The organism is Rhodococcus zopfii NBRC 100606 = JCM 9919 (assembly GCF_001895025.1).
In the GTDB taxonomy this organism is placed as follows: Bacteria; Actinomycetota; Actinomycetes; order Mycobacteriales; family Mycobacteriaceae; genus Rhodococcus; species Rhodococcus zopfii.
The window spans coordinates 17,353-43,785 of the sequence record NZ_BCXI01000028.1; the positions used below are offsets into that span (position 1 = coordinate 17,353).

Consider the following 26,433-nt stretch of genomic DNA (forward strand, 5'->3'; position numbering starts at 1 on the left):
CTGGACGTCAGGGGGCTGCCTGGGCGTACAGCTGGCTAACGGATGAAATAAATCGTGGCAAACAGTGCGATCCACACGATGTCGACGAAGTGCCAGTAGTAGGACACGACGATCGCCGCGGTGGCCTGAGCCGGAGTGAACTTGCTGACCCGGGTGCGGACCAGGAGGAACACGAAGGCGACCAGACCGCCGATGACGTGCAGACCGTGGAAACCGGTGGTCATGTAGAACACCGAGCCATACACACTGCCGGAGATGGTGGTGCCCTCTTCCACCAGGTGGATGTACTCGTAGCCCTGGCCCAGCACGAAGAAGGTGCCCATGGCGAGGGTGACGACGTACCACCGGCGGAGGCCGAACACGTCGCCGCGCTCGGCCGCGAACACGCCGAGCTGGCACGTGAAGGAAGACGCGATCAGCACCAGCGTCACCGGCACCGCCAGCCACAGGTTCAACTCTGTGGGGGCCGGCGGCCAATCACCGTGGGCCTGAGCCCGTGCCACGAAATACATGGCGAAGAGCCCTGCGAAAAACATGAGCTCACTGGACAACCACACAATGGTGCCGACGCTGACCAGGTTGGGCCGGTTCAGCGAGTGCACGCGCTGGGTGATTGCAGTTCCTGAAGTCCCTACTGCGCTCGTCACGCTGGCTAGTATGACCCGTCGTAGTAAGTCTTGGGCAATCGGGGCGGAATTCGGCGCGTCTCGGTAAGTAATTGCCTGGTCCTGGCGGTGCAATGACCGGGATGTGCCCCCGCCGACGGACCGTGCGATCGTGATGTGCATGAGCGGTGTCACAGGGATCTGGGAACGTCTCCGGCAAGCATTGACGGGTGGACGCCGACCGCCCTTGGATCCGGGGCGGACCGATCTCGTCGTGGTGGTGTCGTCCTTCGACGACGCCGAGTCCTGTTCCGGGGCTCTCGAGCGGGGAGCTGCCACCGCGCCGCACTGGATCGACACCGACGAGGCCGTGCTGCGGCACCACCTGGAACTCCCTGGCGATGCCGTTGACCGGGCTGCCGAGCTCGCAGGCCAGGACGGGTACATGAAGGCCGCTCCGGTGCAGGTCCCGGCCGACGGCCGGATCGGCCTCGTGCTGCAGCGGGTGCAGATCCTCGACGCGGTGCACTGCGCGCAGGAGAAGTCGCGGATGGCGGGGCTGGCGCAGCGCCTCGGCGGAACCTCCACCGGATGGGACGCCCTGCAACCCGATTCCGCAGCTGACTAAGCTTCCTGCGGAACGGGCGCGGACGGTGCCCGGCAACGGAGCGAGGTGCGAAGGTGGGTGCGATGAACGCGGGACAACCGGCTGACGAGGGTGCGCAGAGCTGGCCCGCGATACTCGGCGCGTTGACCGCCGGCCGCGACCTGTCCCGGGCCGAGGCGCAGTGGGCAATGGACGAGATCATGTCCGACAACGCGACCTCCGCCCAGATCGCCGCGTTCGGCGTCGCACTGAAGATGAAGGGTGAGACAGCCGAGGAAGTTCTCGGTCTGTCCGACTCGATGCTCGCGCACGCCAGGCTCGTGCCGGTCGACGACGATGCCGTCGACATCGTCGGTACCGGTGGCGACCGGGCGAACACGGTGAATATTTCCACGATGGCGTCGCTGGTCGTCGCGGCGACCGGTATCCGCGTGGTCAAGCACGGCAACCGGGCGGCGTCGTCGAAGAGCGGGGGTGCCGACGTCCTCGAGGCGCTCGGGGTGCACATCACGCTGGGCCCCGAGCAGGTCGCGCAGTCGCTCGCCGAAGCGGGGATCGGGTTCTGCTTCGCGCCGGTGTTCCACCCCGCGCTCCGATTCGCGGGCCCGACCCGCAAGGAGATCGGCATTCCGACCGTGTTCAACGTGCTCGGTCCGCTGACGAATCCGGCGCGGCCCCGGGCCGGACTGATCGGGTGTGCGTTCCCGGGCCTGCTCGACACGATCGCCGGTGTGCTCGCGCGGCGCGGGAACTCCGCACTCGTGGTCCGCGGCGACGACGGACTCGACGAGCTGACCCTGTCCACGACCTCGACCGTGCACATCGTGCACGAGGGCCGGGTGCGCACACAGACGCTCGATCCGACGGTGCTGGGCATCGCCCGGGTGCCGCTCGACGCGCTGCGCGGCGGTGATGCCGTCGAGAACGCGGCGATCGCCCGCGCGATGCTCGCCGGGAAGACGGGTCCGGTCCGGGATGCGGTTCTGCTCAACGCGGCCGCGGCGATCGCCGCATACCGAGGGGTGGACGGCCCGCTCGAGGACGCGCTCGCGGCGGGTCTCGCGGAGGCGGCCGCTGCGGTCGACAGCGGGGGCGCCGAGCGCGTCCTGCAGACGTGGGCGGAGACCACCACCCGGCTCGGCACCGCCGGCTGATCCGGCGGCTACTCGCCGATCGAGAATCCGGCGTCCACGTCGGAACTCGAGTAGGACCGGAACGCGATGTGCGTGACGGTGCGCGAGACGCCGTCGACCTTGTTGATCCCGCCGGTGACGACCTCGGCGATCTGCTCGTGGTCGCGGACCCGGACGACGGCGATCAGATCGACGTCGCCGGCGCACGAGTACACCTTGTCGACTCCGGCCAGGTCGGCGACCGCCTGCGCGGCCTCCTGGATGCGGTCGGCCTCGGCGTCGATCAGGACGATGGCGTTGATCATGAGCGCTCCTCACTCTTGCTCGCGGGTGTGCTCAGCCTAGAAGGTGCCGGTCGCCGGCGACGCCGGCCCCGTGGCAGGGTCCGCGCCGGCCCCGTCCGCTGCGTCCCGTGCCTTGTCCGCCCAGTGCATCCACGCGCCCGCCGAGCGGGCCGGTTCGGCCCAGCCGTGCGTGGTCCGGACGATGCGGATCCCGTCCCCGTCGAGCCAGCGGGCGACCAGGCCGATCTCCTCCACCGCAGCGCCACGCAGCGGGGCGGCGGTCGGGCGGACAGTTTCGGCGGCCGCCGCGATCGCCTCCACCACCGGCATCGGAGGCACATGCCGCGCGGCGATCCCGGCCGACGCGAGCCTTCCGGCGCGGATGACGGCGAACTCCCAGCCGCCCTCCGGGCGTGGTTTCGCCGCGATCAACTCGTCTACGGCGGCGAGTGCGGCCAGCCGCTGGGTGCGCCGCAGCGCCCGCACGGTGTCGGCGGCGCGATCCCGCAGCCGCGCGGCGTTCTCGAACAGTTCGGTGACGGCCAGGTCGGTGATGCGGTCGCGCAGCCGTATCAGGGCGGTGTCGTCGCCGCCGCGCAGCAGGTCGCGCGTCAGGGCGACCTGCGCGGCGTACTGGTCGGCGCTCTGGAGGCCGTACGGGGCGGCGCTGCAGCCTCCGACGGCCTCGGGCGGGCATCGGTCGCCGTGCCGGCCCGTGCGCGGGATCCGGCGGGTGCACGTGCGCAGCCCGCACACCTCGGCGAGCGTCGCGGCGACCTCGGTGGCGGCGACGCGCGCGGTGAACGGCCCCAGTGCGTCGACGCCGGGCGTGCGGCTCACCACGAGCCGGGGGAAGGCGTCGTCGGACAGGTTGATCCACCAGCCGCGCGTCGGATGCTTCGACCTCCGGTTGTACGGGGGAGTGTGTGCGGCGAGCAGGCGCAGTTCCCGGACGCCGGCCTCGAGCCCGTGCGCGCACTCGACGTGATCGATGCGGGTGGTCAGCGCGACCATCTCACGCAGCCGCGGGCGGGTCTCGGAACCGGTGAAGTAGGTGCGGACGCGGCGGTGCAGGTTCACCGCCGTGCCGACGTAGAGCACTTCGTCGGAGGGGCCCCGGAAGAGGTAGACGCCCGGCCGGTGCGGCAGGTGTGCGGCCAGTGAGCGTTTGGCCCGTTGTTCCGAGCTGATCGCCGGAATGTAGTCGCGCAGCTCGGTGAGGCTGTGCACCCCCTGGTTCCCGATCCTTTCGATCAGGGCATGGAGAACGTCGACGGTGGCGCGGGCGTCGTCGAGGGCGCGGTGTGTCGGCCGGGTGGAGACGTGGAACAGATCGGCGAGGGCGGACAGCCGTACCGACGGCGCTTCGTCGCGCCCGAGCACCCGTCGCGCGAGTTTCACGGTGCACACCACCGGGAACCGCGGCCAGGTCGTGTCGCTGCGCGCGGCGGCCGCGCGCAGGAAGCCGACGTCGAATCCCGCGTTGTGGGCCACCAGCACCGAACCCGCGGCGAACTCGAGGAAGGACGGCAGGACCTGCTCCATGCGCGGCGCGGCCCGCACCATGGCCGTGGTGATCCCGGTCAGTTCGACGATCGCCGGCGGGATATCGCGCCCGGGATCGACGAGGGTGGCGAACTCGCCGATGACCTCGCCGCCGCGGACCTTGACGGCCCCGATCTCGGTGACGGCGTCGTTCTCGGCGCTGCCGCCGGTGGTCTCGAGGTCGACGACGACGAACGTGGTGTCCCGCAGCGGGGTGTCCAGTTCGTCGAAGGCGAGTTGGACGCCGGCCGGGAGCGGGGGGCCGGACCGGAGCGGGGACGTCATGGAGGTCAGGTTAGGAAGCGGCACCGACACGCTCTCGGAGGGCGGCCCCGGCTGTCGCGGACCCGCCGTTCGGCGCGATTCGGAAGCCCGAAGAGACGAGGATCACAATCGTTTTTCGGGAGGGCCGTCGAGGGCCGGTGGCGGGTCGTCGCACGGGAGGGGCGCGCCGCCTCGCGGAGTGGCCGTGAGGGGCGGCGAGACGCCATCGGCGATCCTCGGGTGACTGCGTCCGGTATGGGTGCTCGACCTGCGGAGATGTGGTTGTGGCGGCACCGCCGGCGGGCGCGGGATCGCCGGGTGGGGGCGCGGTCGCGGGAGGCCTACGACGGGCGGTCGTTATCGCTTCGTGATCAAGCGTGTGCTGCCGTCCGTCCCGGACCCCCTGCAACGCCCGAATCGGACATCGGGGACGCGGCGTGGTCGACAGTCGCCGATGCCATTTCGTAATCTTCTCGAGACCAAGCGGAGAGTTTGCCGGCCCACCGGACCGGAGCCGCTAGGCCACCGCCTAATCGGCGCACCCGAGATCGGGTGCCCGTGCCGGGGACCCACTCGTTACCTGGGGTGAATCCCCTCCGGTCGCACAGCGGCCGAGGGGTAGGGCTGATCTTCCCGGCCCGAACCCGTCAGCTAACTCGGTCGGCGGATGACGGAAGAAGGAGCAACACCCCGTGGCGTTTCACAAGTCCACGCGCAACGTTCGTCGCGCTGTCGTCGCCGGAGCCCTTTCGCTCGGCGCCCTGACCCTCTCGGCCGGCCCTGCCCTGGCCGCACCGATCAACATCCCCGGCATCGGCAACGTCGAGCTGCCGGCCGGCGTCGCCCTGCCGCCGGAGGTCACCAACCTCATCCCGCAGGCGCCGCAGGCCGCCCCGGCACAGTTCACCGCGCCCTACACCTCGGTCGGCCAGCGCGCCGCCGATGCCGCGCAGACCAAGCTGGGTGCACCCTACGTCTACGGCGCCACGGGCCCGGGCTCGTTCGACTGCTCCGGGCTGGTCCAGTGGGCCTACAAGCAGGCCGGTCTGAACGTGCCGCGCACCAGCTACGAGCAGGCCGGTGCGGGTCGCGCCGTGTCGATCGCCGAGCTGCTGCCCGGTGACGTCGTCTCGTTCTACGGCGGCAGCCACACCGGCATCTATGTCGGTGGCGGCAACATCGTCCACGCCTCCACCTCGGGTCAGCCGGTGAAGATCGCCCCGCTGAACTCGATGCCGGTCGACGGCGCGCGCCGCTTCTGATCGCAGGGAATCGACCCGCGAGGGTGGTCCGGCTGCTGGCCGGTACCACCCTCGCGGCGTTTCCGGTACCCGGTGAAGTCGGCTACTGCCGGGTAGACACAAACCTATGCCGTTCCGTAACCTGATCGAGATCTTTGGGGAAAGGACGTCGCTCTCGTGGTTTTCGACAGGACGAAGCGGACGCTGCGCACCGGGCTCGCAGCCGGGATGCTCCTCGTGGTGGGTCTGACAGCCGCTCCCGCCGCCGCCGACCCGGCCGTCGACAACCCGACGGCCGCCCTCGAACATCTCGCGGACCTGTCCCGGAGGTCCGAACAGACCAACGAAGCACTCCACAACGCCGTCATCGACCTCGACGCCAAGCACGCCGCCGAACGCGAGGCCGACACACGCCTCGCCGCCGACCTCGGTGTCCTGGCACAGGCGCAGGCCGAGGTGGACCGCTTCCGGCCCACGATCGACAAGCTCGCGGCCGCGAACTACCGCGGCGCCCGCACCAACCGCCTGTACTCGGTCCTCGTCAGCGACTCCCCCCAGCAGCTGCTCGACCAGATGTCGGCGCTCGGCGTCATCGCCCAGCAGACCGCCGACGACGTCGAGGGCTACCGCGTCGCGAACAACGCCGCGGTCGAGGCTGCGGCCGCATCCGAACGTTCCGCCGACGCCGCCCGGACCGCCGCCGAGCAGGCCCGGACGCTGCGCGACGACCTCGAGCGGCAGCAGGCCGACCTCCAGAAACAGATCGGGGACGTGTACGACGCGTTCGCGGCCCTGAGCGACGACGAGAAGGCCGTGCTCGCCGGCACCCCGTTCCCGCCCGGCCTCGACGCCGCAACGATCCTGTCCAAGCTCGCCCCGGGCACCGGATCCGCTGCCCTGCGGGCCGCGATGACCCGTATCGGCGACCCCTATGTATGGGGCGCGACCGGACCCGATCAGTTCGACTGCTCGGGCCTGGTGGTGTGGGCGTACCGGCAGGTCGGGAAGAACCTGCCGCGGTCCAGCCAGGCCCAGGCCCAGGGCGGCACCCCGGTCGCGCGCGACCAATTGCAGCCCGGCGACGTGGTGATCTTCTACGACGACGCGTCCCACGTGGGCCTGTACGCCGGTGACGGCAACATCGTGCACGCGTCGACGTTCGGCGTTCCCGTGAAGGTCCAGTCGGTGGACAGCTTCCCGTTCCACAGCGCCCGCCGCTACTGACACCGCTGTCCGGCGGGGCCGCCGCCTACACTGTCCGCCGTGCCCGAATCCTCACCTTCGACGCGAGCGTCCGCGCCCCGGAGCTGGGAGCGGCTCGCGGTCGTCGGGCTCGCCGTCGTGGTGGCCCTCGTCGCACTGCTGGTGTTGTTCACGCCGGACGAGGCGACCCCGGACTCCGGGCAGGCCGACACCGAGCACGCCGACACAGCGCACGATGAGATCCAGGCACTGCTGGACACCTGGGCGGTCGCGGTCCGGACCGACGATGCGGACACGTTGCGCACGCTCGTCGACGAACACGCCCGCCCCGGCCTCCTCGACGCGGAACTGCGCAGAGCCGCCGCCCTGTCCCAGGTGCCGCTCGCGGACTGGGGGTACGAGCTGAGTCCGGAGATCGCCCCGGTATCCGCCGACGTCGCGGCCCGGCTCGGCCGGGCAGAGGCGCAGACGCGCACGGTATACCTGCGCTACGCGATCGACGGAATCGATACCCAGTCGACCCGCAAGCCGGTCACCGTCGTCGTGGTGCGCCGCGACGACGGCTGGTACCTCGTCGACGACGAACCCGGCCCCGGCCGGGTCACCTGGCGCGGTCCGTGGGACTTCGGGCCGCTCGTCGTCGAATCCGTGGCCCAGCGCTCCGGCGGGAGGTCGCTGGTGATCGGCCACCCCGAGCAGCAGGCGCTCGTCGACGCGATCGCCGGGGAGATGGAGTCGGCCGTCGACGCGGTCGATCAGGTCTGGGGAGCGGACTGGTCCCGGAGGGGCCTCGTGCTCGTCACCGCATCCCACGACGAATTCACTCAGCAGGTCGGTGACCGACACAACGGCGCCGCGATCGCCGCGGTCGCGGTGTCCGATGTGGTCGATCCGCGCGCGGGCAGCGTCACCGGACAGCGGATCGTGTTCAGTCCCGCCGCCGGTGACAGGCTCACCGCCGAGGGCCTGCGGACCGTACTGCGGCACGAGCTCACCCATATCGCCGCCCGGGCGCACACCGTCGACGGCTCGCCGCTGTGGATGCTCGAGGGATACGCCGACTACGTCGGATACCGCGGTGCGGACGGGGAATTCGGCCGGACGGCGCCGACGCTCACCGACACCGTGACCCGGAACGGCGCCCCGGCGGCGTTGCCGGGGGACACCGAGTTCGCCGGCGAACGCTCCCTGCTCGCCTATGAGACGGCATGGTCGCTCGCTGCGTACATCGCGGACGACTACGGGCCCGTGCGGCTGACCGAGCTGTATCGGCGACTCGCCCGCGGACCGGTCGACGGGGCAGAACTCGACGCGGCGCTGATGGAGGTACTCGGCGCCGATACCGGCGCGTTCGTCGCCGCATGGGGAAGCTGGGTCGACAGCCGCCTGGCGTCGCATGCGCGGTGACCGGCAGTGCCCGCGCGGTGACCCGCTGTGCAGGCACGGTGACCCGCTGTGCAGGCACAGGGACCCGCCCGTCCGGCGGCCGGACCCGCACCGATACGGTGAATGCCATGCCTCGAACATTGCTGGTGACGAACGATTTTCCGCCCCGGCCCGGTGGCATCCAGTCGTACCTGCAGTCGTTCGCGGCCCAATTGCCCCCCGAGGACCTCGTGGTCTACGCACCCCGGTGGCGTGGGGACAGCCACATCAAGTTCGACGCCCGGCAGCCGTTCGAGGTGGTCCGTCACCCCACGACCCTGATGCTGCCCACCCCGATGGTCGCGCGCCGCGCAACACGGCTGCTCGCCGAGCACGGGTGCGAGAGCGTCTGGTTCGGGGCGGCAGCGCCGCTGGCCCTGCTGGCGCCGGTACTGCGGCGCGCCGGGGCGCGGAAGATCGTGGCCAGCACCCACGGACACGAGGTCGGCTGGTCGATGCTGCCGGGCGCGCGTGGCGCGCTGCGCCGCATCGGGGACGGCACCGACACCATCACCTTCGTCAGCCGCTACACCCGCGGCCGGTTCGCGTCGGCGTTCGGGCCGGAGGCCGGACTCGAACACCTGCCGTCGGGCGTGGACACCGAGGTGTTCCGGCCCGATCCCGCAGCGCGCGCCGAACTACGCGCCCGGTACGGACTGGGCGACAGGCCCACGGTGCTGTGCCTGTCGCGGCTGGTGCCCCGCAAGGGCCAGGACATGCTGATCCGGGCGCTTCCGCAGATTCGGCGCCGCATCGACGGTGCGGTGCTCGTGATCGTCGGCGGCGGCCCCTACGAGGGACGGCTGCGCGAACTGGTCTCTCGGGTCGGCGTCGAGGAACACGTCGTGATCACCGGGGGAGTCCCCGCCGCGGAGCTCGCTGCACATCACACGATCGCCGATGTCTTCGCCATGCCCTGTCGGACCCGCGGCGCCGGGCTGGACGTCGAAGGGCTCGGCATCGTCTACCTCGAGGCGTCCGCGACCGGTGTCCCGGTCGTGGCGGGACGATCCGGTGGCGCCCCGGAGACGGTGCGGGACGGGGAAACCGGCCGGGTCGTCGACGGCACGAACGTCTCCCGGATCGCGGACGCGATCGCCGACGTGCTCGCCGACCGTGACCGCGCCGCCGCAATGGGCGCCGCGGGCCGCGCGTGGGTGGGGGCCGAATGGCGCTGGGACACCCTCGGTGCGAAGCTGCGCCGGATCCTGAGCTGACCGTTCCCGCTCGGTGAGCGGGAACGGGCCCGGGTCCGGCGACGCCGCGGGCGAGCAGCCGGGCACCCCGCAGTGGGCCGGGCACGGCAATATGTGAAGCTGTCCCCCGTGAGCAGCATTCAGGTGGCGGACCAGACCTTCATCGCCGCGGCGCCGGAGCGCATCGCCGCGGCCGTCGCACGCCGAGACCGGTGGCGTGTCTGGTGGCCCGACCTGGCACTCACGGTCCGGGAGGACCGCGGCGAGAAGGGGATTCGCTGGACGGTCACCGGTCCGCTGAACGGGACGATGGAAGTGTGGCTCGAGGAGATGCTCGACGGCGCCATAGTCCACTACTTCCTGCACTGTGAACCGACCGGTATCGCGCCCGACCGGGTCGGGCTGCTCGACCTCGCGGAGCTGAACCGGGAGCGGCGGGTCGCGGGAAAGAAGATGGTCTTCGAGGTCAAGAGGCAGCTGGAGGCCGGCCGGGCCGCGGGGGAGCCCCCGCAGGGCTGACCGGTCGGCCGGGGGCGGCCGCGACCGTTACGGTGTGGGGACAGACAACCGTCCCGGGGAGTAGGCCGGGCGGAACAGACGGAAAGGAAGCGTCATCGCATGGCCGAGAAGACCAAGCGGTCGATCACCATCGCTGCTCCGGCCGATCGGGTGATGGCCGTGATCGCGGATTTCGACGAGTACCCGACCTGGGTCGCGGCCGCGAAATCGGTCGAGGTGCTCGACACGTTCCCGGACGGTCGTGCCGAGCGTGTCCGGTTCGTGCTCGATGCGGGCATCGTGAAGGACACGTACGTGCTGTGCTACGTGTGGTCATCGGACGGACGCTCGGTGAGCTGGGAACTCGAGTCCGGTGAGATCCAGAAGGCGCAGTCCGGGACGTACGCGCTGTTCGACTCGCCGGACGGGGGCACCACCGTCGCCTACGAACTGACCGTCGACCTGACGATCCCGATGATCGGCCTGTTCAAGCGCAAGGCCGAGAAGGTGATCACCGACACCGCGCTCAAGGAACTCAAGAAGCAGGTCGAGGGCTGAGCGGGCACGAGGACCAGGCCGCGACCCGCCTGCGACTCTTCGTCGGCAAGGGCGGCGCCGGTACGAGCACGGTCGCCGCCGCCACCGCGGTCGGGGCCGCGAGCCCACAGCACCCGGTGCTGCTGGTGTCGTTGGACCAGGCGCCGTCGCTCGCGGACGTGTTCGGCCTCGAACGGGCGCCCGGTGTGGTCAGGCCCGTCGCCGACGGTCTCGAGGTCCTCGAGATCGACTCGCTCGCCCTGCTCGAACAGCGTTTCGGGGCATTGGCGGCGCTGCTCGCCGCCGCCGGCAGCGGACACGAACACCCCGAGGGGTTCGCGTTGCCCGCGCCGGAGGAGATCACCGGAGTGCCCGGCGTCCAGGAGGTTCTCGCTCTCCACGAGATCGCTCGGCTGACCGCGGACGACCACCGCCGCACGATCGTCGTCGACTGTCCGTCGGCCGCCGCCGCGTTCGGCACACTGGCCGCTCCCCGGATGGCCGCCGACTACGTCGAACGGATCTGGCCGCAGCACAGCAGAATCGAGGCCGCCACCGGCCCGGACCTGCGGCTGGGATTGGTCGTCGCGCTGTTCGACCGCGTGCTGGACCGGATCGGGGAGATCCGGGATCTGCTTGCCGATCGGACGTGCACGTCGGTGACCCTCGTCGGAACCGCAGACCGGGTCGGCGCGGCCGAGCTGCGTCGGCTCCGGTCGTGGACGGCACTGTCCGGACTGCGCCTCGACAGCGTGATCGTCAACGGTCTCGTCCCCGACTTCGGTGCCGGCACCGGAGCCGCCGCGGACTGGCTCGACGCGCAGCGCAGCGCGCAGCGGGCGGTCCTCGACGAGATCGTCTCCGCCGTCGGCGACGTGCCGGTCCTCGAATGTGAGCAGCAGGCCGCGGAACCGGTAGGGTTGGCGTCTCTCGGGGAGCTCGCGCAGGCACTGTACCGGGACGACCGGAATCTTCGGGGGGCGCCGGCCGGCGACACGAGCCCGGTGCGAGTGCAGCACGAATCGGGGACGGGGGTGGATTCGGTGTACACGATGCGGATGCATCTTCCGCTGGCAGATCCGGCAACTTTGACCTTGGGACGGGTCGACGACGACCTCATCGTCGGAGCCGACGGGATCCGCCGCCGCGTCCGGCTCGCCTCGGGCCTGCGGCGGTGCACGGTCTCCGGCGCCGAGTTCGACGGCGGGGACCTTCTCGTGCGGTTCGTCCCGGATCCGGCGGTGTGGCCGCAGTGAGCTCCGAACACGACGCCCTCGTCGGCGAGCTGCGACTGCTCGCCGAGGCCGTCCTCGACCGCGTCGACCGTGTCGTCCAGCAGTACGCGGCTGCTCAGCAAGCCGGGGCTGCACAAGATCCCCAGCCGACGGACACCGGTGCGGCCGGCGCCGATGCTCCCGGCGCCGATGCTCCCGGAGCGGGGGCGCCCGCGCCGTCCGGTGGGTGCGACTGGTGCCCGGTCTGCGCGATCGCGGCGCTGGTGCGCGGCGAATCACACGAGCTGCTCACCCGGCTCGCCACCCAGGTCGCCGCGATCATCGCGCTGATCCGCGAACTGCTCGCCCGCTACCTCCCGGCACCGGCCGACCCCGGCGGACCGGAGTCGACTCCGCCGTCCGAACCGGCCGACCGGGGCGGCGGCTTCGTGTCCATCCCGGTCACGATCCGGCCCTGATCCGTAGGGGAATCGATGGCAGCACCGGACCGGCTGACGATCGGTATCGATGTCGGCGGCACCAGCATCCGCGCCGCGGTCGTGGACGGCTCGGGAACGATCGTCGACTCGGTGCGCGCGGCGACCCCGGCGTCGGCGGACGTGCTCGAGGATGCGCTCGCGGACGTGGTCCGCTACCTGTCCGACCGCAACGACGTTGCGGCGGTCGGGCTCGCCGTGGCCGGATTCCTCGCCGTCGACCGCCGGACCGTGCTGTTCGCCCCCCATCTGGCCTGGGTGGACGCACCGGTCGCGCAGCGGCTCGCCGACCGTTTCGCGATGCCCGTCGTCCTCGAGCACGACGCGAACGCCGCGGCGTGGGCCGAGTTCCGATTCGGTGCCGCCGCCGGTGGGCACGTCGTGGTCCTCGTTGCGATCGGCACCGGCATCGGTGCGGCGCTGCTCCTCGACGGCCGCATCTACCGCGGCGCGCACGGCGTCGCCCCGGAGCTCGGGCACCTGCAGGTGGTTCCGGACGGCCGGACCTGCGCGTGCGGCAAACGCGGATGCTGGGAGCGGTACTGCAGCGGCACGGCACTCGTGGACACCGCCGTCGACCTGCTGCCGACGATCCGCGGTCGTTCCCTGCTCGCCCGCGAGGCCGCCGCCGATCCCGGTGCGCTGACCGGGCGCCGGATCGCCGGCGCTGCCCAGGACGGCGATGCGCTCGCTGTCGCCGCGATGGCCGAGTTCTCCCGCTGGCTCGGTATCGGACTGGCGGCCGTCGCGGACATCTACGACCCCGAGCTCGTCGTCGTCGCCGGGGGCGTGTCCGGTTCGGCATCCCTGTTCCTCGACGACGCCCGCGATCACTACGCCACCACCCTCACCGGTGCCGGGCACCGCCCGCTCGCGCGGATCCGTGCCGCGCACCTGGGGGATGCGGCCGGGTTGATCGGGGCAGCGGATCTCGCCCGCGGCCCGGCCCACGCCGGCAGGATCGGGCCGTCCGACTGAGATGCTGGTCACGTCCATCGGTGTGACCTCGCGTGTGTGACGGTCACGGTGTGCACGTCGACACCCCGTGCACGTAGAGTCGATCGACGAGCGCGTCGTGGTGGTGCGGGCGGGACAAGGAAGGGATGCCATGTGGTACTGGCTGTTCAAGTACGTTCTGCTGGGGCCGCTGCTGTATCTCATGGGGCGCCCGAAAATCGAAGGCGGAGAGAATATTCCGTCGAACGGACCGGCGATCCTCGCGAGTAACCATCAGGCCGTGCTCGATTCGTTCTTCCTGCCGCTGATGGTGCGCCGCCGCATCACGTTCCTTGCGAAGAGCGAGTACTTCACCGGGACCGGCCTCAAGGGCGGATTTCAGCGCTGGTTCTTCTCCTCCGTCGGCCAGGTACCCATCGACCGCACCGGCGCCGACGCCGCGCAGGACGCGCTCAACGCCGGTGTGCGCGTGCTCGACCAGGGCAAGCTGCTCGGTATCTACCCCGAGGGCACCCGCTCACCCGACGGACGGCTCTACAAGGGCAAGACCGGCATGGCGCGCCTGGCCCTGGAAACCGGTGTGAAGGTCATCCCCGTCGCGATGGTCGGCACCGACAAGATGAATCCGATCGGCTCGAAGATGTGGCGGCCGGCGAAGATCACCGTGCGGATCGGAGAGCCGATCGACTTCTCCCGCTTCGAAGGCATGGGCGGCAACCGCTTCGTCGAACGTACCGTCACCGACGAGGTGATGTACGCGCTGATGCAACTGTCCGGCCAGGAGTATGTCGACATCTACGCCGCAACTGTGAAGAACGCCGCGCCGACGAAGACGGCAGCGACACCGAAGAACGCAGGGGCACCGAAGAATGCAGGGGAGGGGGACGCCGGTTCCGCGTCGAAGGCGCCGACCACTCCCGACGCCGACCGCCTCCCCGACACCCAGGCGGGCTGAAACCGGCGCCGGGCGCCGGACCCGATGCGGATCATTGCCGCCCGAACCCATCGGGCATAATGTCCGCACGTGCGTTACTTCTACGACTGCGAGTTCATCGAGGATGGTCGGACCATCGAGCTCGTGTCGATCGGTGTTGCCTGTGAAGACGGCCGTGAGTTCTACGCGGTGTCCAACGAGTTCGATCCCGAACGGGCCGGACCCTGGGTGCGGCGCAACGTGCTGCCGAAACTTCCCCCCGACGCGCACCCCGCGTGGAAGCCGCGGTCCAGGATCCGCGACGACCTGCTCGCGTTCCTGATTCCCCGGCCCGGCATCCAACCCGAACTGTGGGCCTGGATCGGCGCCTACGACCACGTCGTCCTTGCACAGTTGTGGGGCACCATGCCCGAGCTGCCCGACGCTCTGCCGCGATTCACCCGGGAACTGCGCCAGCACTGGGAGCAGCACGGACGTCCGCTCCTGCCGCCGGTGCCCGACGACAATCACGACGCGCTCGCCGACGCCCGCCACAACCTCGCGAAGTTCGAGGCGATCGAAGCAGCCCGACGCACCCGGTGAACCCGCCGGTTTCGGGGGTGCGTGACCTCGGGCGGTCCAGGGCAATATCCTGGTGGGTGTGAACTGGACTGTCGACGTGCCGATCGACCGCTTGCCCGAACTGCCCCCGCTGCCGGACGAGATGCGCGAGCAGCTCGATGCCGCGCTCGCCAAGCCCGCGCTGCAGCAGCCGAACTGGCCGCAGGATCAGGCGGCGGCGATGCGCACCGTGCTCGAGAGCGTGCCGCCCATCACCGTGCCGCGTGAGGTGATCGAGCTGCAGGACCAGCTCGCCGCCGTGGCGCGCGGTGAGGCTTTCCTGCTGCAGGGCGGCGACTGCGCCGAGACGTTCGCCGACAACACCGAACCCCACATCAAGGGCAACATCCGCACGCTGCTGCAGATGGCCGTGGTGCTCACCTACGGTGCATCGCTGCCGGTGGTGAAGGTCGCCCGGATCGCCGGGCAGTACGCCAAGCCGCGGTCGTCGGACACCGACGCGCTCGGGCTGCCGTCCTATCGCGGCGACATGGTCAACTCGATCGTCGCCGACGCCGCGGTCCGCAACCACGACCCGTCACGGCTGGTCCGCGCGTACGCCAACGCCAGCGCGGCGATGAACCTCGTGCGCGCGATCACGTCCGGCGGCGAAGCCGACCTGCACCGCGTCCACGACTGGAACCGCGAGTTCGTGTCGAAGTCTCCGGCCGGCGCCCGTTACGAGGCACTCGCCTCGGAGATCGACCGCGGACTGCGATTCATGGATGCGTGCGGCGTCGTCGACCCGAACCTGCGAGCCGCGACGATCTACGCCAGCCACGAGGCGCTCGTGCTCGACTACGAGCGCGCCATGCTGCGCCTGGACGATACCGATGGGCACCCGCGCCTGTACGACCTGTCTGCGCACTTCCTGTGGATCGGTGACCGCACCCGCCAGCTCGACGGTGCGCACATTGCATTCGCCGAACTGCTCGCCAACCCGATCGGCCTCAAGATCGGGCCGAGCACCACGCCGGATCAGGCCGCCGAGTACGTCGAACGGCTCGACCCGACCAACAAGCCGGGACGGCTGACCCTCATCTCGCGGATGGGCCACTCCAAGGTGCGCGACTTGTTGCCCGGGATCATCGAGAAGGTCGAGGCAACCGGGCACCAGGTGATCTGGCAGTGCGACCCGATGCACGGCAACACCCACGAGTCGTCCACCGGCTACAAGACCCGCCACTTCGATCGCATCGTCGACGAGGTGCAGGGATTCTTCGAGGTGCACAACGCGCTCGGTACCCATCCCGGTGGCATCCACGTCGAACTCACCGGTGAGAACGTCACCGAGTGCCTCGGCGGCGCCCAGGACATCTCCGACGTGGACCTGCACGGCCGCTACGAGACCGCCTGCGACCCGCGTCTGAACACCCAGCAGTCCATCGAGCTGGCGTTCCTGGTGGCCGAGATGCTGCGCGGCTGACCCGAGCCGTCGACGACCCGGCCCCGGCGCGCGCCGGGGCCGGTCTCGTCTCAGGGAGGTTCGCGATCAGGGAAGGGCGGTCAACGTGACGGTGCCGCCGGGCTCCACCCGATCACCGGCGCCGGGGCTCTGACCGATCACCACCGACCGGTCCGTGTCCGCGACCTGACGTACCTCGACCGCGAGGCCGAGCCGCTCCAGTTCCTTGCGGGCCGCCGGCACCGAACGTCCCAACAGCGACGGAACCTTGACGGCGTTCGACACGAGCAGCGTGACGCTGCTGCCCGCACCGACCTCGGTGCCGGTTGCGGGATCCGTGCCCGAGACCCGGCCGGCGTCGACGTTCGGGTCGAACACCTCCCTGGTGTCGACCACGGCCAAACCGGCGTCCTCGAGCTGGGACCGGGCGGCATCGGGCTTCTTGCCCGCGACGTCGGGCATCTCGATCGGGGCGGCGCCCTTGCTGATGATCACCTTCACCGCCGAACCGACCGCCAGTTCCGTGCCCGGACCCGGATCCAGCGCGGCGACCCCGCCCTCGGGAACCGTGCTGCTGAAGGCTGTGCCGCCGTCGACCGGTTCGAACGTGCGCCGGCGGAGCTCGTCCTCGACGGTCGCCCGGTCGCCCCCGCCGGGCAGTTTGGGCACCGTCGGCCGGCCCAGCGAGACCAGCAGCGCGACCGTCTCACCGTCGCCGACTCGTTCCCCGGCGGCCGGGTCGGTTCCGAGCACGGCGTCGACGGGGGCGTCGTCGGAGTACTCCCCGCGAATTTCGTTCGGTACCCCTGCGGCCTCCAGTGCGGACACGGCGGCCGCCCGATCCAGTCCCGTGATCGTGGGCACCGTGGCCAGCCGCCCCGCCCCGAGCCACCATCCGCCGTAGCCGAGGAACAGCGCGACGACCAGGATCGCGATGATCCAGCCGAGCGTCCTGCGCCGCTGCGCGCGCCGTTCGAGCGCGTAGTCGGGCCTTGCCGCCGGTGCCGGTGCGAACTCCCGCGGCTGTTGCTGGGTGACGACCCGCGTGTGTCGTGTCGTCACCGGTGCGGCCGGTCCGGCGGTGGGCGGGGCGGGGGGAATCACCGTGGTGGGCGGTGCATCCGAGGGAACGAAGGTCGTGACCGCCGCCGAGGACGACGGCGCCGCCCCCACCTCGGCGGGTTGCGCCGGAGCGGCGGCCGCGGCTCCGGCGACGACCGCGGCGGAGCCACGGCGCGGCGCGGGCACCCGGTAGCGGGGCAGCTCCAGCGTGTCGCACACCCCGGTCAGCGCCGAGGCCATCGCTCCGGCGTCGTCGAAGCGTTGACCGGGTTCGCGTTCGGTGGCGTGCCGGACCAGCTCGTCGAATTCCGGGGGCACCCCGTCGATGCAGGACCCCGGATCGGGAACGTCCTTCTCGACCCGCTGGTAGGCGACCGACAGTGAGGTGTCGCCGGTGAACGGCGTGCGTCCGGTGAGCATCTCGAACAGCACGACGCCCGCCGAGTACACGTCGCTGCGTGCGTCGGCGTTCCCGACCGTCACCTGCTCCGGCGACAGATACGCGGCGGTGCCGAGGATTACGCTGCGGGACGTCGTGGTCGCGGCGGCGACGGCACGCACCAGCCCGAAATCGGCGATCTTCACCTCACCGCCGTCGGAGATGAGGATGTTCTCCGGTTTGACGTCGCGGTGCACGAGACCCGCGCGGTGCGCGACGGCGAGGGCCCCGAGGACCGGCGCCGCGACCGCGGCGGCGGCGTGCGGGGGCATCGGACCACGTTCGCGCAGCAATTCGCGCAGGGTGCCCCCCTCCACGAGCTCCATCACGAGGAACGCGTGCTCCCCGTCGTGCCCCTGGTCGTACACGGCGACAAGCCCGGGATGGTTCAGCTTCGCGACCGCCCGCGCCTCGAACTCGAATCGGGTGCGGAACTGGGGATCGGCAGCGAGCTGCGGATCCATCACCTTCACCGCGACCGGCCGGTCGAGCCGCATGTCGGTTCCCCGGTACACCGTCGACATTCCGCCCCGGGCGATGGGCGCTTCGATCCGGTAGCGCCCATCGAGCACGATGCCGACCATCCGGTCGCCTCCAGCGGTCACGCGGTGTACCCCCGTGTTCTGCAACGCCGCTGCGCGACGTCGGTCGGTTCCTGTGTGGGTGGGGTCGTTCACCCCAGTCGATCGTAGCCAGCGCCCCGGACGGGACGGCCCTTCGCGCACGGCGGATCGAACCCGATAACGTTACCCGGGTGAGTGCAATCCCGTTCTGCGACGACGTGCTGGACCCTTCGGTGCCGGTGCTGCAACTCGTCGATGTGTCGAAACAAATCGGTGTCGTCATCACCCGCGTCCACCAGATGCTGCGGGACCGCCAGCTCCTGGCGATCAAGCGCGACGGTGTGCTGGCCGTGCCGGAGGCCTTCTTCGGTGACGACGGGCAGATCCTCGAGAGCGTGCCGGGCCTGATCTCGGTGCTGCACGACGGGGGTTTCCGTGACGACGAGATCCTGACCTGGTTGTTCCGTGAGGACGACTCGCTCGAAGGTGGCAGCCCGGCCGCGGCGCTGCACACGCATTCGGCGCGCGAGGTCGTGCGCCGAGCCCAGGCCCTGGGCTTCTGAGCGACACAGCGCTTCTCGGCGACACTCTCCGGGCGACAGCGTCCGGTGACCGTCAGCGGCGGGAGGCGAGCTGTGTGAGCAGCACCGCCACCCGCCGCCGGCGCGGCACGACGACCCGCCGGTCGAACACCCGGTATCCGTGGTCCTCGACCTCGTCGAGAATGCGGCCGTACAGCACGAACGCCGCCCGGATTCCGGGTCGGACACGGTCGGGGAGCAGCGCCAGTCCCGGCTCGGCGCGCCGATAGTCGGCGCGCGCGAGCGCCACAAAATGCGCCAGCGCCCGTCGTACCCGCCGATCGGGTGTGCCGGTGCGCCGGCATTCGGCGAGCAGTTCGTCGTCCACACCGAACGCGGACCAGCCGTCGGCCGGGAGGTAGATCCGTCCGCGCGCAAGATCCTCGCCGACGTCTCGCACGAAGTTCGTCAGCTGGAACGCGGTGCCCAGCGCGGCCGCGTACGGGGCCGCCCGGTCGGGATCGTCGACGCCGAACACGGGCAGCAGCTGCAGGCCGATCACCGCTGCCGACCCGTACATGTATTCCTGCAATTCCGCCATGTCGCGGTACCGGTCGCGGAACTCCGCGGTCCCCGGGATGTCCATGCGCATCGATCGGACGAACGCGTCGAAATAGGCGAGGGGAATCCGATAGCGGCCGATGGTGTCGGCCGCTGCCCGCACCACGAGACCGACCTCGTCGGCCGGGCCGGGATCGCCGCCGAGCGCGGCGTGCAGACGCGTCCGCACCGTGTCGACCTGCCGGGAGGCCGTTTCCGGGTCGTCGACGGCGGTGACGTCGACGATGTCGTCGACGGTCCGGGCGAACCCGTAGAGGGCATGTACACCGGCGCGACGGTCCGGGGGCAGCAGACGCGAGGCCAGGTGGTAGGTGCGTCCGTGGGTGGCGGTGAGCCGCGCGCAGTAGCGGAACGCCTCGGCCAGGTCGTCAGTCACTTCCGCGGGGCTCCACGGTCGCCGCGGGTGGCGGGCTCGTGGCCGCGGTGGGGTCCGGTGCGCGGTGCCGGGAACGCAGGTGCAGCGGATCGACCGTCGTCAGGGACAGCGCCGCAACCACCGAAACGAAGATCGCGACGGCCACGTGCGCGATGTTGTACAGACCGATCGACCCGTCCGGATTGAAGATCACCATCAGCCAGGTGGACAGGCCCACGAGCAGCGTCAACGTCCGCGTCGACATCGCAAACGCCGCGGCGACGGCGAGCGGCCACGAGTAGTACCACGGCAACGCGGCGGGGGAGAGCACGGTCACCGCGGTCAGCGCGACCACGATGCCGAGGATCGCGTCGCGTTCGGTACGACGGAACCGCCACCACGCCCACACCAGGATCACCAGGAGCGCCGCCATGCAGATCATGCGGGTCACCTCGAGCACCGGCCCGAGCCGCCACGGCGTGAACCACGTCAGGACATGCGCCATCATCGTCGGCAGCGACAGCCAGTTGATGATCTTCGACGAACCGGACAGCGCCGTGAGCCATCCGATGCCGACACCGGCGAGTGCGGAGGCGGCACCGAACACGGCGGCGAACACCACCACGCCGACACCCGCCGTCTTGACGAACAACAGAACCGGTGCGGCCGGGTCGCGCCCTTCCTCCCGGGCCCGATCGCGCTCATGTGCCATCCACACCCAGATCAGGAACGGCAGGGCCAGACCTGCAGTCGCCTTGATCGCCGCACCGAGCGACACGAGTGCGATACCGCCGACGTGCCGGCGTTCGAGCACGAGCACGATGCCGGCCATCATCAGGCCGACCATGAGCAGTTCGTTGTGGACCCCGCCGATGAGGTGGATCAGCACGAGCGGGTTCAGCACGGCCAGCCACATGGCGATGGTCGGATCGCCGCTCATCTTGCGCGCGAGTTTCGGGACCGCCCACGCCATCAGGACCAGCCCCGGCAGCATCGTCAGCCGCCACAACCACGTTCCTAACACGACGTTGTCCCCGGTCAGTGACGTGATACCGGCACCGAGCAGCAGATGCACCGGTCCGTAGGGCGTCGTCGTCGTCGTCCACACGTTGCTGACGTTGTCGAGCAGAACGCCCGGGTTGACCACCGGGCCGTCGACATACGGGTCGAAACCGTCGCGGAGCATCGCGCCCTGGGCGAGATACGAGTACGCGTCGCGGCTGAACATCGGGGTCGCGATCAGCAGGGGTGCCACCCACACGGGCAGCACCGTCCAGGTGTCGCGCAGGCTCACCTCGCCGGCGCGGGCGCTGCGACCGAGCCGCACCCACGCCGCGATCATCAGCAGAACGCCCGCCCAGACGAGGATCGTCGACAGCAACAGCCCGTGACCGAACCGCAGCCACGACAGGAACAGTTCCTCGAGCAGCGGATCCTGGCGGCGGACGCTCCCGGCGCCGAAACTGCCGAACGCCAGCAGCGCGGCGCCGACCGCGCCGAGCACCGCCGCGTTCCCGGCGGGACTGCGCAGGAACGCGCCGACGCGACCGGGCTGCCGGAGCTTCCCGTCGGCGGTCGGTGAGGCGTCCGATGCGGCATCGGGGGCAGCAGGGGACGACATTGGTTACGGTTTCCTCCCCCTGATGCACGCCGTGACGCTGTGCGGATTGCACACCGTGACGCAGTGCAGGTGATCTACGAACGAAAGGACAGTTTAGTTGAGTCCTGGAACCGTGCCGCCCGCCGTGCGGGAACCCGCGTCGGACCGGCGGCGGACGCCGAGCCGTTCGGCCGCGAGCCGACCCGAGAGCAGCACCGTCGGCACCCCGACCCCGGGGACGGTGCCGGACCCGGCCAACACCACGTTCGGATACCGCGGATCGAGGTTGCGCCGGCGGAACGGTCCGGTCTGCCGGAACAGATGTGCGCCGCCGAACGGGCTGCCCGCGAGCATGCCCTGCTCGAGCCACGTCTGCGGTGTGTCCACGCGGTCGATGCGGAACCCGGCGGCAATCCCCGCGTATCCGCGCTGCTCGAGCACGGCACACAGCTCGGCCGAGTACGGAGCGGCCAGGCGCGGCCAGTCGTAGGCCGCGCTGTCCAGGTTCGGGCACGGCGCGAGCACCGACAGCGGTTCGTGCTCGGTTCCGTCGCGGGTCAGCAGCAGACCGGGGTCGCTCAGCGCGGGCCGGGTGATAAGCAGCGACGGATCGCGCATCAGCCGGCCACGGCCACGTCGCGCGGTGATCTCGGCGAACGTGCTCTCCCACGCCGTACCGAAGTCGATGGTGTGGTGGTGCCGGGCCGGCCAGCCCACGGTGACGGCCGTGGGGACCGTGCCGTGCAGCACGACCGCGGACGGGGACGCAACCGCGCGACGACGACGGGGCCGCGGCAGCAGGGCGTCGACAACCGGCAGGTCCGGGGTCAGTACGACCGCATCGCACGGATAGCGGCCGCCGTCGGTGGTGCTCACCGCGACCACTCGGCGGCCGTCGAACTCGAGGCCGCCGACCTCGGTGCCGAGCCGGACGGTGCCGCCGGCTGCCACGAGCGCGTCGGCGAGGCCGCGCGCCACCGAGCGCATGCCGCCCTCGACGGAGAAGACCCCGAGGGAGGTGTCCATGTGCGCGATCGCCGCGTACACCGCGAGTGCGCGCGCCGGGGCGACCCCGGCGTACAGGGCCTGGAACGTGAAGATGCGTCGCAGCCGCGGATCGGTGACCTTCCGGTTCACCTGGGCGCCGAGCCGGCCGAAACCACCGAGCCGCACGAGCCGCAGCAGGTCCCGCACCGAATCCGGGGAACCGACCAGGTCGAGGGGCGAGTCGAAGTTCGCGTCCATGAAGCGGGCGAACTCGGCGTCGAAGATGTCCGCGAGCCAGCGCCGCAGCCGCAGATAGCGGCGCGCCTCCTCAGGGCCGCACACACGGGTGACCTCCGTGACCATCCGATCCGGGTCCGAATGCACCTCGAGGCTGCTGCCGTCGGTGAACCGGGCGTGATAGGCGGGCGTCATCGGGTGGATGCGCAGCGGCGGATCCACCGACGTGAAGTCCGCGCCGACCGCGGCCAGCGCATCGGCGATCAGTTCCGGCATCGTCAGCACCGTGGCGCCGTTGTCGATCTCGTAGCCGGGCCCGGCATGGGTGCCGACGCGGCCGCCCACGGACCGGTCGCGTTCGAGGACGGTGACCTCGCGGCCGTCCCCGCGCAGGTGCAGCGCCGCCGACAGGCCCGCGAGCCCGGCGCCCACCACGACGACGTGCTCGGCCCCGGCGACGGTGCGCGTCGCGTGCATCAGGCTGTCCGGCGCGTCGCGGCGAGCGCCCAGTCGCGCAACATCACCTTGCCCTCCTCGGTGGCATCGGACGCGTCGAGCGCGGCGAACGCCTCCTCGGTGAGCGCGGTGATCCGCCGTTCGACCCGGTCGACGGCACCGAGCTCGGTCATGACCCCGCGCAGCTGCTCGACCTGATCGTCGGTCAGGTCCGTGCCGATCCCGTCGCGCAGCAGCTGTGCCGACGCCGGGGCGGTCGCGTCGGCGGCGGCGAGCGCGAGCGCGAACAACACGGTCCGCTTCCCCGCGCGCAGGTCGTCCCCGGATGGCTTGCCGGTGATCTCCGGGTCGCCGAACACCCCGAGCAGGTCGTCGCGCAGCTGGAACGCGATACCCACATCCGTTCCGAAGCGGCGGTACGCGTCCACCAGCGCGTCGTCGGCCCCGGCGAGGACCGCACCCAGATGCAGGGGGCGTTCGATCGTGTACGCCGCCGTCTTGTACCGGTTCACCCGCATCGCCGCCTCGACCGATTCGTCGCCGGCCGACTCCCCGGCGATGTCGAGGAACTGGCCGCCCAGAACCTCGGTGCGCATCGCCGACCACACCGGCGTGACGCGCGCCGCGGTCGCCGCGTCCAGCCCGGCCTCGCGCAGCATGTCGTCGGCCCACACCAGAGCCAGGTCGCCGAGGAGGATCGCCACGGACTCGCCGAACCGTTCGGGCACGCCACGCCATCGCGAGGTGCGATGCAGTTCTGCGTACTCGACGTGCACGGTCGGGAAACCACGGCGCGTGGTGGAGGTATCGATGATGTCGTCGTGCACCAGCGCACCCGCCTGCACCAGCTCCAGCGCCGAGCACGCGCGCAACACCGCGCCCGCGTCCGGTCCGGTCGGGTCGCCGCCGGCGCCGATCCAGCCGGTCCACGCGAACGCCGGCCGCACCCGCTTGCCGCCGCGCAACACGAACGACTCGAGCGCGGCGACCGCGTCGGGGTAACCCCCGCCGACCGCGCCGACGATGTCGGCGCGCGAGACGAAGAACTCCCGCAGGGCGCCCTCGACGAGTTCGGGCAGCAGCGAGGACGGGACGTGAGCAGATCCGGTGGACAGGGGATTCCTCCTGGTCGAATGGGCGGGCGCCGGCGTCGATCGGGCGTGCACCGAGTCGGTGGTGAGGTCGCGGCGCCAGGGCCCACCCTATCGGGGGCGGAAGGAACTCACTGCTCTCCGGCCGCCTATGCTGGTCGGGTGACATGCGATTCCGTCAGCGGGGGCCAGGGCGGCGGGACATCCCGCACACCGTCGATCGTCGATCGGTTGCGGCTGCCGTCTCACGGCCGGATCCCGTTCTCGGTCGAATTCTCCCCGCCGCGCGACGCCGCCGCCGAAGCGCGGCTCTGGCGTGCCGTGCGCGAGTTCGAACGGCTCGGCCCGGCATTCGTGTCGATGACCTACGGTGCCGGTGGCTCCACCCGGGACCGCACCGTCCGGGTGACCGGTCAGCTCGCCGAGGAGACGACGTTGCTGCCGGTCGCCCACCTGACCGCGGTCGGGCACAGCATCGACGAGTTGCGCGCGATGGTGGGGGCCTACGCGGACCGCGGAATCAGCAACATCCTGGCGCTGCGTGGCGATCCGCCCGGCGACCCGCTGGGCGAATGGACTCCGCACCCGCACGGTGTCGAACACGCCGAAGACCTGGTCCGGCTCGTGCGTGAGCTCGGCGACTTCCACGTAGGGGTGGCCTCCTTCCCGGAGGGGCATCATCGGTCCCCGGATCTCGATCACGACACCCGGTACCTGGTACAGAAGCTGCGCGCCGGGGCCGAGTACTCGATCACCCAGATGTTCTTCGACGTCGAGCATTATCTGCGGTTGCGCGACCGGGTCGCCGCGTGCGACGCGGAACAGGCACTGAAGCCGATCATTCCCGAGATCATGCCGATCACCTCGCTGCGGTCTGCGCGGCGCAGTCTCGAACTGTCGGGCTCACGGCTCCCCGCGGAACTCGAGGAGCGGCTCGTGCGGGCGGCGGGCGACGGTCCCGAGGAGAACCGCGCCGCGGTCCGCGAGGTCGGAATCGAGGTGGCGACCGAGATGTGCGAGCGGCTCATCGCGGAGGGTGCGCCCGGTTTGCACTTCATCACGCTGAACTTTGCGCGCGCGACCAGCGAGGTGCTGGCGCGGCTCGGGATCGAGCTCCCGGCTCCGCTCGTCCAGCCGGTCTGACCAACAGCCGGAACGGACCCGGGTAGTTCGGATCCGGGCAGTTCAGGGGAGCGGCCGGTTCTTCCAGTCGGTCCGGCCCCGGCGCCGGGCACGCAGGGACGCGACGGTCAGCGCGCCGAATCCTGCGATCGCGGCGGGATGGCCGAGCGCCGACACCGCGTCCGATCCGGTCACGGCCGTCCCGCGCTCGGCGGACCGGGCCAGTGCGCGCGAGACGAGCGCGGCGGCGGTGCCGGCCAGACCCCAGCGGCGGACGGCGCCGCGCCCGGCGATCGCGGACACCGGGGGCAGCACGTAGGCGAGCGTGTAGCCGGCGAGGACCGCGACCGCGCCGACGGGCGATCCGAACGCCGACCACAGCCAGCGGGTGTAGCCGGCGGCGAGCTGTCGACGATCGAGATACATGCGGCACGACGCGAACGGTCCGGCCGCCGCGACCACCGTGCGCCGGCCCGCGGTGCGCAGGGTGCGGGCGAGATCGAGATCCTCGGTGGGACTTGCCGCGACCACCGCGTGGCCGCCGATCGCGGCGTACGCGCGAGCGTCGAACACGAGGAACTGGCCGCACGCGACGGCCATCGACGGTCGCGTCGTGCGATTGGCCACCGCGACGGGCAGCGACGAGAACCAGGACCAGCACAGCAACGGCTGCAGCAGCTTCTCGGCACGGGATCCGGCCACCTGGAACGGCCACGGCGAGAGCAGGTCGGCGCGCATCCGCCGCAGTGAGGTCACCGCAGCGGCCAATGCCTGAGGCGCGAGGCGTACATCGGCGTCGACGAATACCACCACGCCGGCGCCCGCTCCCGCGATCCGGTAGGCGTGCGCGCACGCGGCGGCCTTGCCGGTCCAGCCCGCCGGCGGCGGCTGCGTGCTGCGCACCACGACGATGCGGTCGTCCCCGGCGGCGGCCTGCCGCGCGGCGTCGGCGGTGCCGTCGGACGAGTCGTCGTCGAGAACGATCACCCGCATCCCGGGCACCCCCTGCTGGGCGCACAGATCCGCGACGAGGTCCGGCACGCGGTGCGCTTCGTCGCGGGCGGGAACCAGCACGGTGACCGGCTCGGCGGTCGCGGCGCCCGGCTCGAGCCGCGGCAGGGAGAGCCGGTTGGCGACGGCGGTGACCGCACCGAGCAGGGCTACTGCTGCGCCGCAGCGCGTGATCACTGCTGCACCGCAGCGCGTGATCACTGCTGCGCCGGATCGGGTCACG

Annotated in this window: 25 protein-coding genes and 1 riboswitch; of the genes, 16 read left to right on the forward strand and 9 right to left on the reverse strand. The window is 71.0% G+C overall.

The annotated features are described in order from the left end of the window. Nucleotides 1-35: 35 nt before the first annotated feature. Nucleotides 36-647, reverse strand: a complete 612-nt coding sequence (gene ctaE, locus RZ1_RS17535) for an aa3-type cytochrome oxidase subunit III (RefSeq protein WP_072813785.1) — start codon at nt 645-647, stop codon at nt 36-38. A gap of 139 nt (nt 648-786) precedes the next feature. On the opposite strand from ctaE, the gene RZ1_RS17540 reads away from it, so the two are divergent. Continuing rightward, entirely contained in the window at nt 787-1,233 is a 447-nt protein-coding gene (locus tag RZ1_RS17540; RefSeq protein ID WP_072813857.1) for a hypothetical protein, read from the forward strand. Nucleotides 1,234-1,295: 62 nt separating this feature from the next. Further along, nucleotides 1,296-2,366 (forward strand): anthranilate phosphoribosyltransferase, encoded by a 1,071-nt coding sequence (gene trpD / locus RZ1_RS17545; RefSeq protein WP_072813858.1) that lies wholly within the window; start codon nt 1,296-1,298, stop codon nt 2,364-2,366. A gap of 8 nt (nt 2,367-2,374) precedes the next feature. On the opposite strand, the gene RZ1_RS17550 is transcribed toward trpD, so the two are convergent. Continuing rightward, nucleotides 2,375-2,650 carry an Lrp/AsnC family transcriptional regulator gene (locus RZ1_RS17550; protein WP_072813786.1) on the reverse strand — a complete coding sequence of 92 codons (276 nt, stop codon included), beginning with the start codon at nt 2,648-2,650 and terminating at the stop codon, nt 2,375-2,377. Nucleotides 2,651-2,686: 36 nt separating this feature from the next. Next, nucleotides 2,687-4,459, reverse strand: a complete 1,773-nt coding sequence (locus RZ1_RS17555; RefSeq protein WP_072813787.1) for a DEDD exonuclease domain-containing protein — start codon at nt 4,457-4,459, stop codon at nt 2,687-2,689. Between the two features lie 495 nt (nt 4,460-4,954). Beyond that, a riboswitch (cyclic di-AMP (ydaO/yuaA leader) is annotated at nt 4,955-5,120 on the forward strand. A gap of 10 nt (nt 5,121-5,130) precedes the next feature. On the opposite strand from RZ1_RS17555, the gene RZ1_RS17560 reads away from it, so the two are divergent. From RZ1_RS17560 to RZ1_RS17615, 12 genes are all read left to right on the forward strand, one after another. Beyond that, nucleotides 5,131-5,700 carry a C40 family peptidase gene (locus RZ1_RS17560; protein WP_072813788.1) on the forward strand — a complete coding sequence of 190 codons (570 nt, stop codon included), beginning with the start codon at nt 5,131-5,133 and terminating at the stop codon, nt 5,698-5,700. Nucleotides 5,701-5,856: 156 nt separating this feature from the next. Beyond that, nucleotides 5,857-6,903: a C40 family peptidase gene (locus RZ1_RS17565; RefSeq protein ID WP_218020465.1), complete on the forward strand. Its 1,047-nt coding sequence runs from the start codon at nt 5,857-5,859 to the stop codon at nt 6,901-6,903. 39 nt (nt 6,904-6,942) lie between these two features. Next, nucleotides 6,943-8,289 (forward strand): hypothetical protein, encoded by a 1,347-nt coding sequence (locus RZ1_RS17570; RefSeq protein WP_072813789.1) that lies wholly within the window; start codon nt 6,943-6,945, stop codon nt 8,287-8,289. Between the two features lie 107 nt (nt 8,290-8,396). Then, a complete protein-coding gene (locus RZ1_RS17575) occupies nt 8,397-9,524 on the forward strand; it encodes a glycosyltransferase family 4 protein (protein WP_072813790.1) in 1,128 nt (375 codons plus the stop codon). A gap of 108 nt (nt 9,525-9,632) precedes the next feature. After that, a complete protein-coding gene (locus RZ1_RS17580) occupies nt 9,633-10,022 on the forward strand; it encodes a polyketide cyclase / dehydrase and lipid transport (protein ID WP_218020466.1) in 390 nt (129 codons plus the stop codon). Nucleotides 10,023-10,121: 99 nt separating this feature from the next. Next, nucleotides 10,122-10,559, forward strand: coding sequence for an SRPBCC family protein (locus RZ1_RS17585; RefSeq protein WP_072813792.1), 438 nt, complete (start codon nt 10,122-10,124; stop codon nt 10,557-10,559). Between the two features lie 29 nt (nt 10,560-10,588). Beyond that, the gene (locus tag RZ1_RS17590; RefSeq protein ID WP_072813793.1) at nt 10,589-11,794 is read left to right on the forward strand and encodes an ArsA family ATPase; all 1,206 of its coding nucleotides are present in this window, start codon (nt 10,589-10,591) and stop codon (nt 11,792-11,794) included. Next, entirely contained in the window at nt 11,791-12,231 is a 441-nt protein-coding gene (locus RZ1_RS17595; RefSeq protein ID WP_072813860.1) for a hypothetical protein, read from the forward strand. The genes RZ1_RS17590 and RZ1_RS17595 overlap by 4 nt, the downstream gene beginning before the upstream one ends. Nucleotides 12,232-12,246: 15 nt before the next feature. After that, nucleotides 12,247-13,227: an ROK family protein gene (locus RZ1_RS17600; protein WP_072813794.1), complete on the forward strand. Its 981-nt coding sequence runs from the start codon at nt 12,247-12,249 to the stop codon at nt 13,225-13,227. Nucleotides 13,228-13,357: 130 nt separating this feature from the next. Beyond that, complete coding sequence (locus RZ1_RS17605) at nt 13,358-14,161, forward strand: lysophospholipid acyltransferase family protein (RefSeq protein ID WP_072813795.1); 804 nt, start codon at nt 13,358-13,360, stop codon at nt 14,159-14,161. 69 nt (nt 14,162-14,230) lie between these two features. Beyond that, nucleotides 14,231-14,722 carry a polyadenylate-specific 3'-exoribonuclease AS gene (locus RZ1_RS17610; RefSeq protein WP_072813796.1) on the forward strand — a complete coding sequence of 164 codons (492 nt, stop codon included), beginning with the start codon at nt 14,231-14,233 and terminating at the stop codon, nt 14,720-14,722. A 58-nt stretch (nt 14,723-14,780) separates the two neighbouring features. Continuing rightward, nucleotides 14,781-16,166 (forward strand): class II 3-deoxy-7-phosphoheptulonate synthase, encoded by a 1,386-nt coding sequence (locus RZ1_RS17615; RefSeq protein ID WP_072813861.1) that lies wholly within the window; start codon nt 14,781-14,783, stop codon nt 16,164-16,166. Between the two features lie 66 nt (nt 16,167-16,232). Here RZ1_RS17615 and pknB read toward each other — a convergent pair whose 3' ends face one another. Then, complete coding sequence (gene pknB / locus RZ1_RS17620; RefSeq protein ID WP_139281882.1) at nt 16,233-18,251, reverse strand: Stk1 family PASTA domain-containing Ser/Thr kinase; 2,019 nt, start codon at nt 18,249-18,251, stop codon at nt 16,233-16,235. Nucleotides 18,252-18,400: 149 nt separating this feature from the next. On the opposite strand from pknB, the gene RZ1_RS17625 reads away from it, so the two are divergent. Continuing rightward, on the forward strand, nt 18,401-18,772 hold the full coding sequence (locus RZ1_RS17625) for an Rv2175c family DNA-binding protein (protein ID WP_238072382.1): 372 nt from the start codon (nt 18,401-18,403) through the stop codon (nt 18,770-18,772). 52 nt (nt 18,773-18,824) lie between these two features. Here the strand turns inward: RZ1_RS17625 and RZ1_RS17630 are convergent, their stop codons facing one another. The 4 genes from RZ1_RS17630 to RZ1_RS17645 form a co-directional block, all read right to left on the reverse strand. Then, nucleotides 18,825-19,727 carry a phytoene/squalene synthase family protein gene (locus RZ1_RS17630; RefSeq protein ID WP_072813797.1) on the reverse strand — a complete coding sequence of 301 codons (903 nt, stop codon included), beginning with the start codon at nt 19,725-19,727 and terminating at the stop codon, nt 18,825-18,827. After that, the gene (locus RZ1_RS17635; protein ID WP_072813798.1) at nt 19,720-21,327 is read right to left on the reverse strand and encodes an alpha-(1->6)-mannopyranosyltransferase A; all 1,608 of its coding nucleotides are present in this window, start codon (nt 21,325-21,327) and stop codon (nt 19,720-19,722) included. The genes RZ1_RS17630 and RZ1_RS17635 overlap by 8 nt, the downstream gene beginning before the upstream one ends. A 93-nt stretch (nt 21,328-21,420) precedes the next feature. Beyond that, entirely contained in the window at nt 21,421-23,007 is a 1,587-nt protein-coding gene (crtI, locus tag RZ1_RS17640) for a phytoene desaturase family protein (RefSeq protein WP_072813799.1), read from the reverse strand. Next, the gene (locus tag RZ1_RS17645; RefSeq protein WP_072813864.1) at nt 23,007-24,101 is read right to left on the reverse strand and encodes a polyprenyl synthetase family protein; all 1,095 of its coding nucleotides are present in this window, start codon (nt 24,099-24,101) and stop codon (nt 23,007-23,009) included. The genes crtI and RZ1_RS17645 overlap by 1 nt, the downstream gene beginning before the upstream one ends. 138 nt (nt 24,102-24,239) lie before the next feature. Between RZ1_RS17645 and metF the strand changes: the two genes are divergently transcribed. Further along, complete coding sequence (gene metF, locus RZ1_RS17650; protein ID WP_072813800.1) at nt 24,240-25,220, forward strand: methylenetetrahydrofolate reductase [NAD(P)H]; 981 nt, start codon at nt 24,240-24,242, stop codon at nt 25,218-25,220. A gap of 42 nt (nt 25,221-25,262) precedes the next feature. Here the strand turns inward: metF and RZ1_RS17655 are convergent, their stop codons facing one another. Continuing rightward, on the reverse strand, nt 25,263-26,432 hold the full coding sequence (locus RZ1_RS17655; protein ID WP_244899351.1) for a glycosyltransferase family 2 protein: 1,170 nt from the start codon (nt 26,430-26,432) through the stop codon (nt 25,263-25,265). Between the last annotated feature and the right edge of the window lies 1 nt (nt 26,433).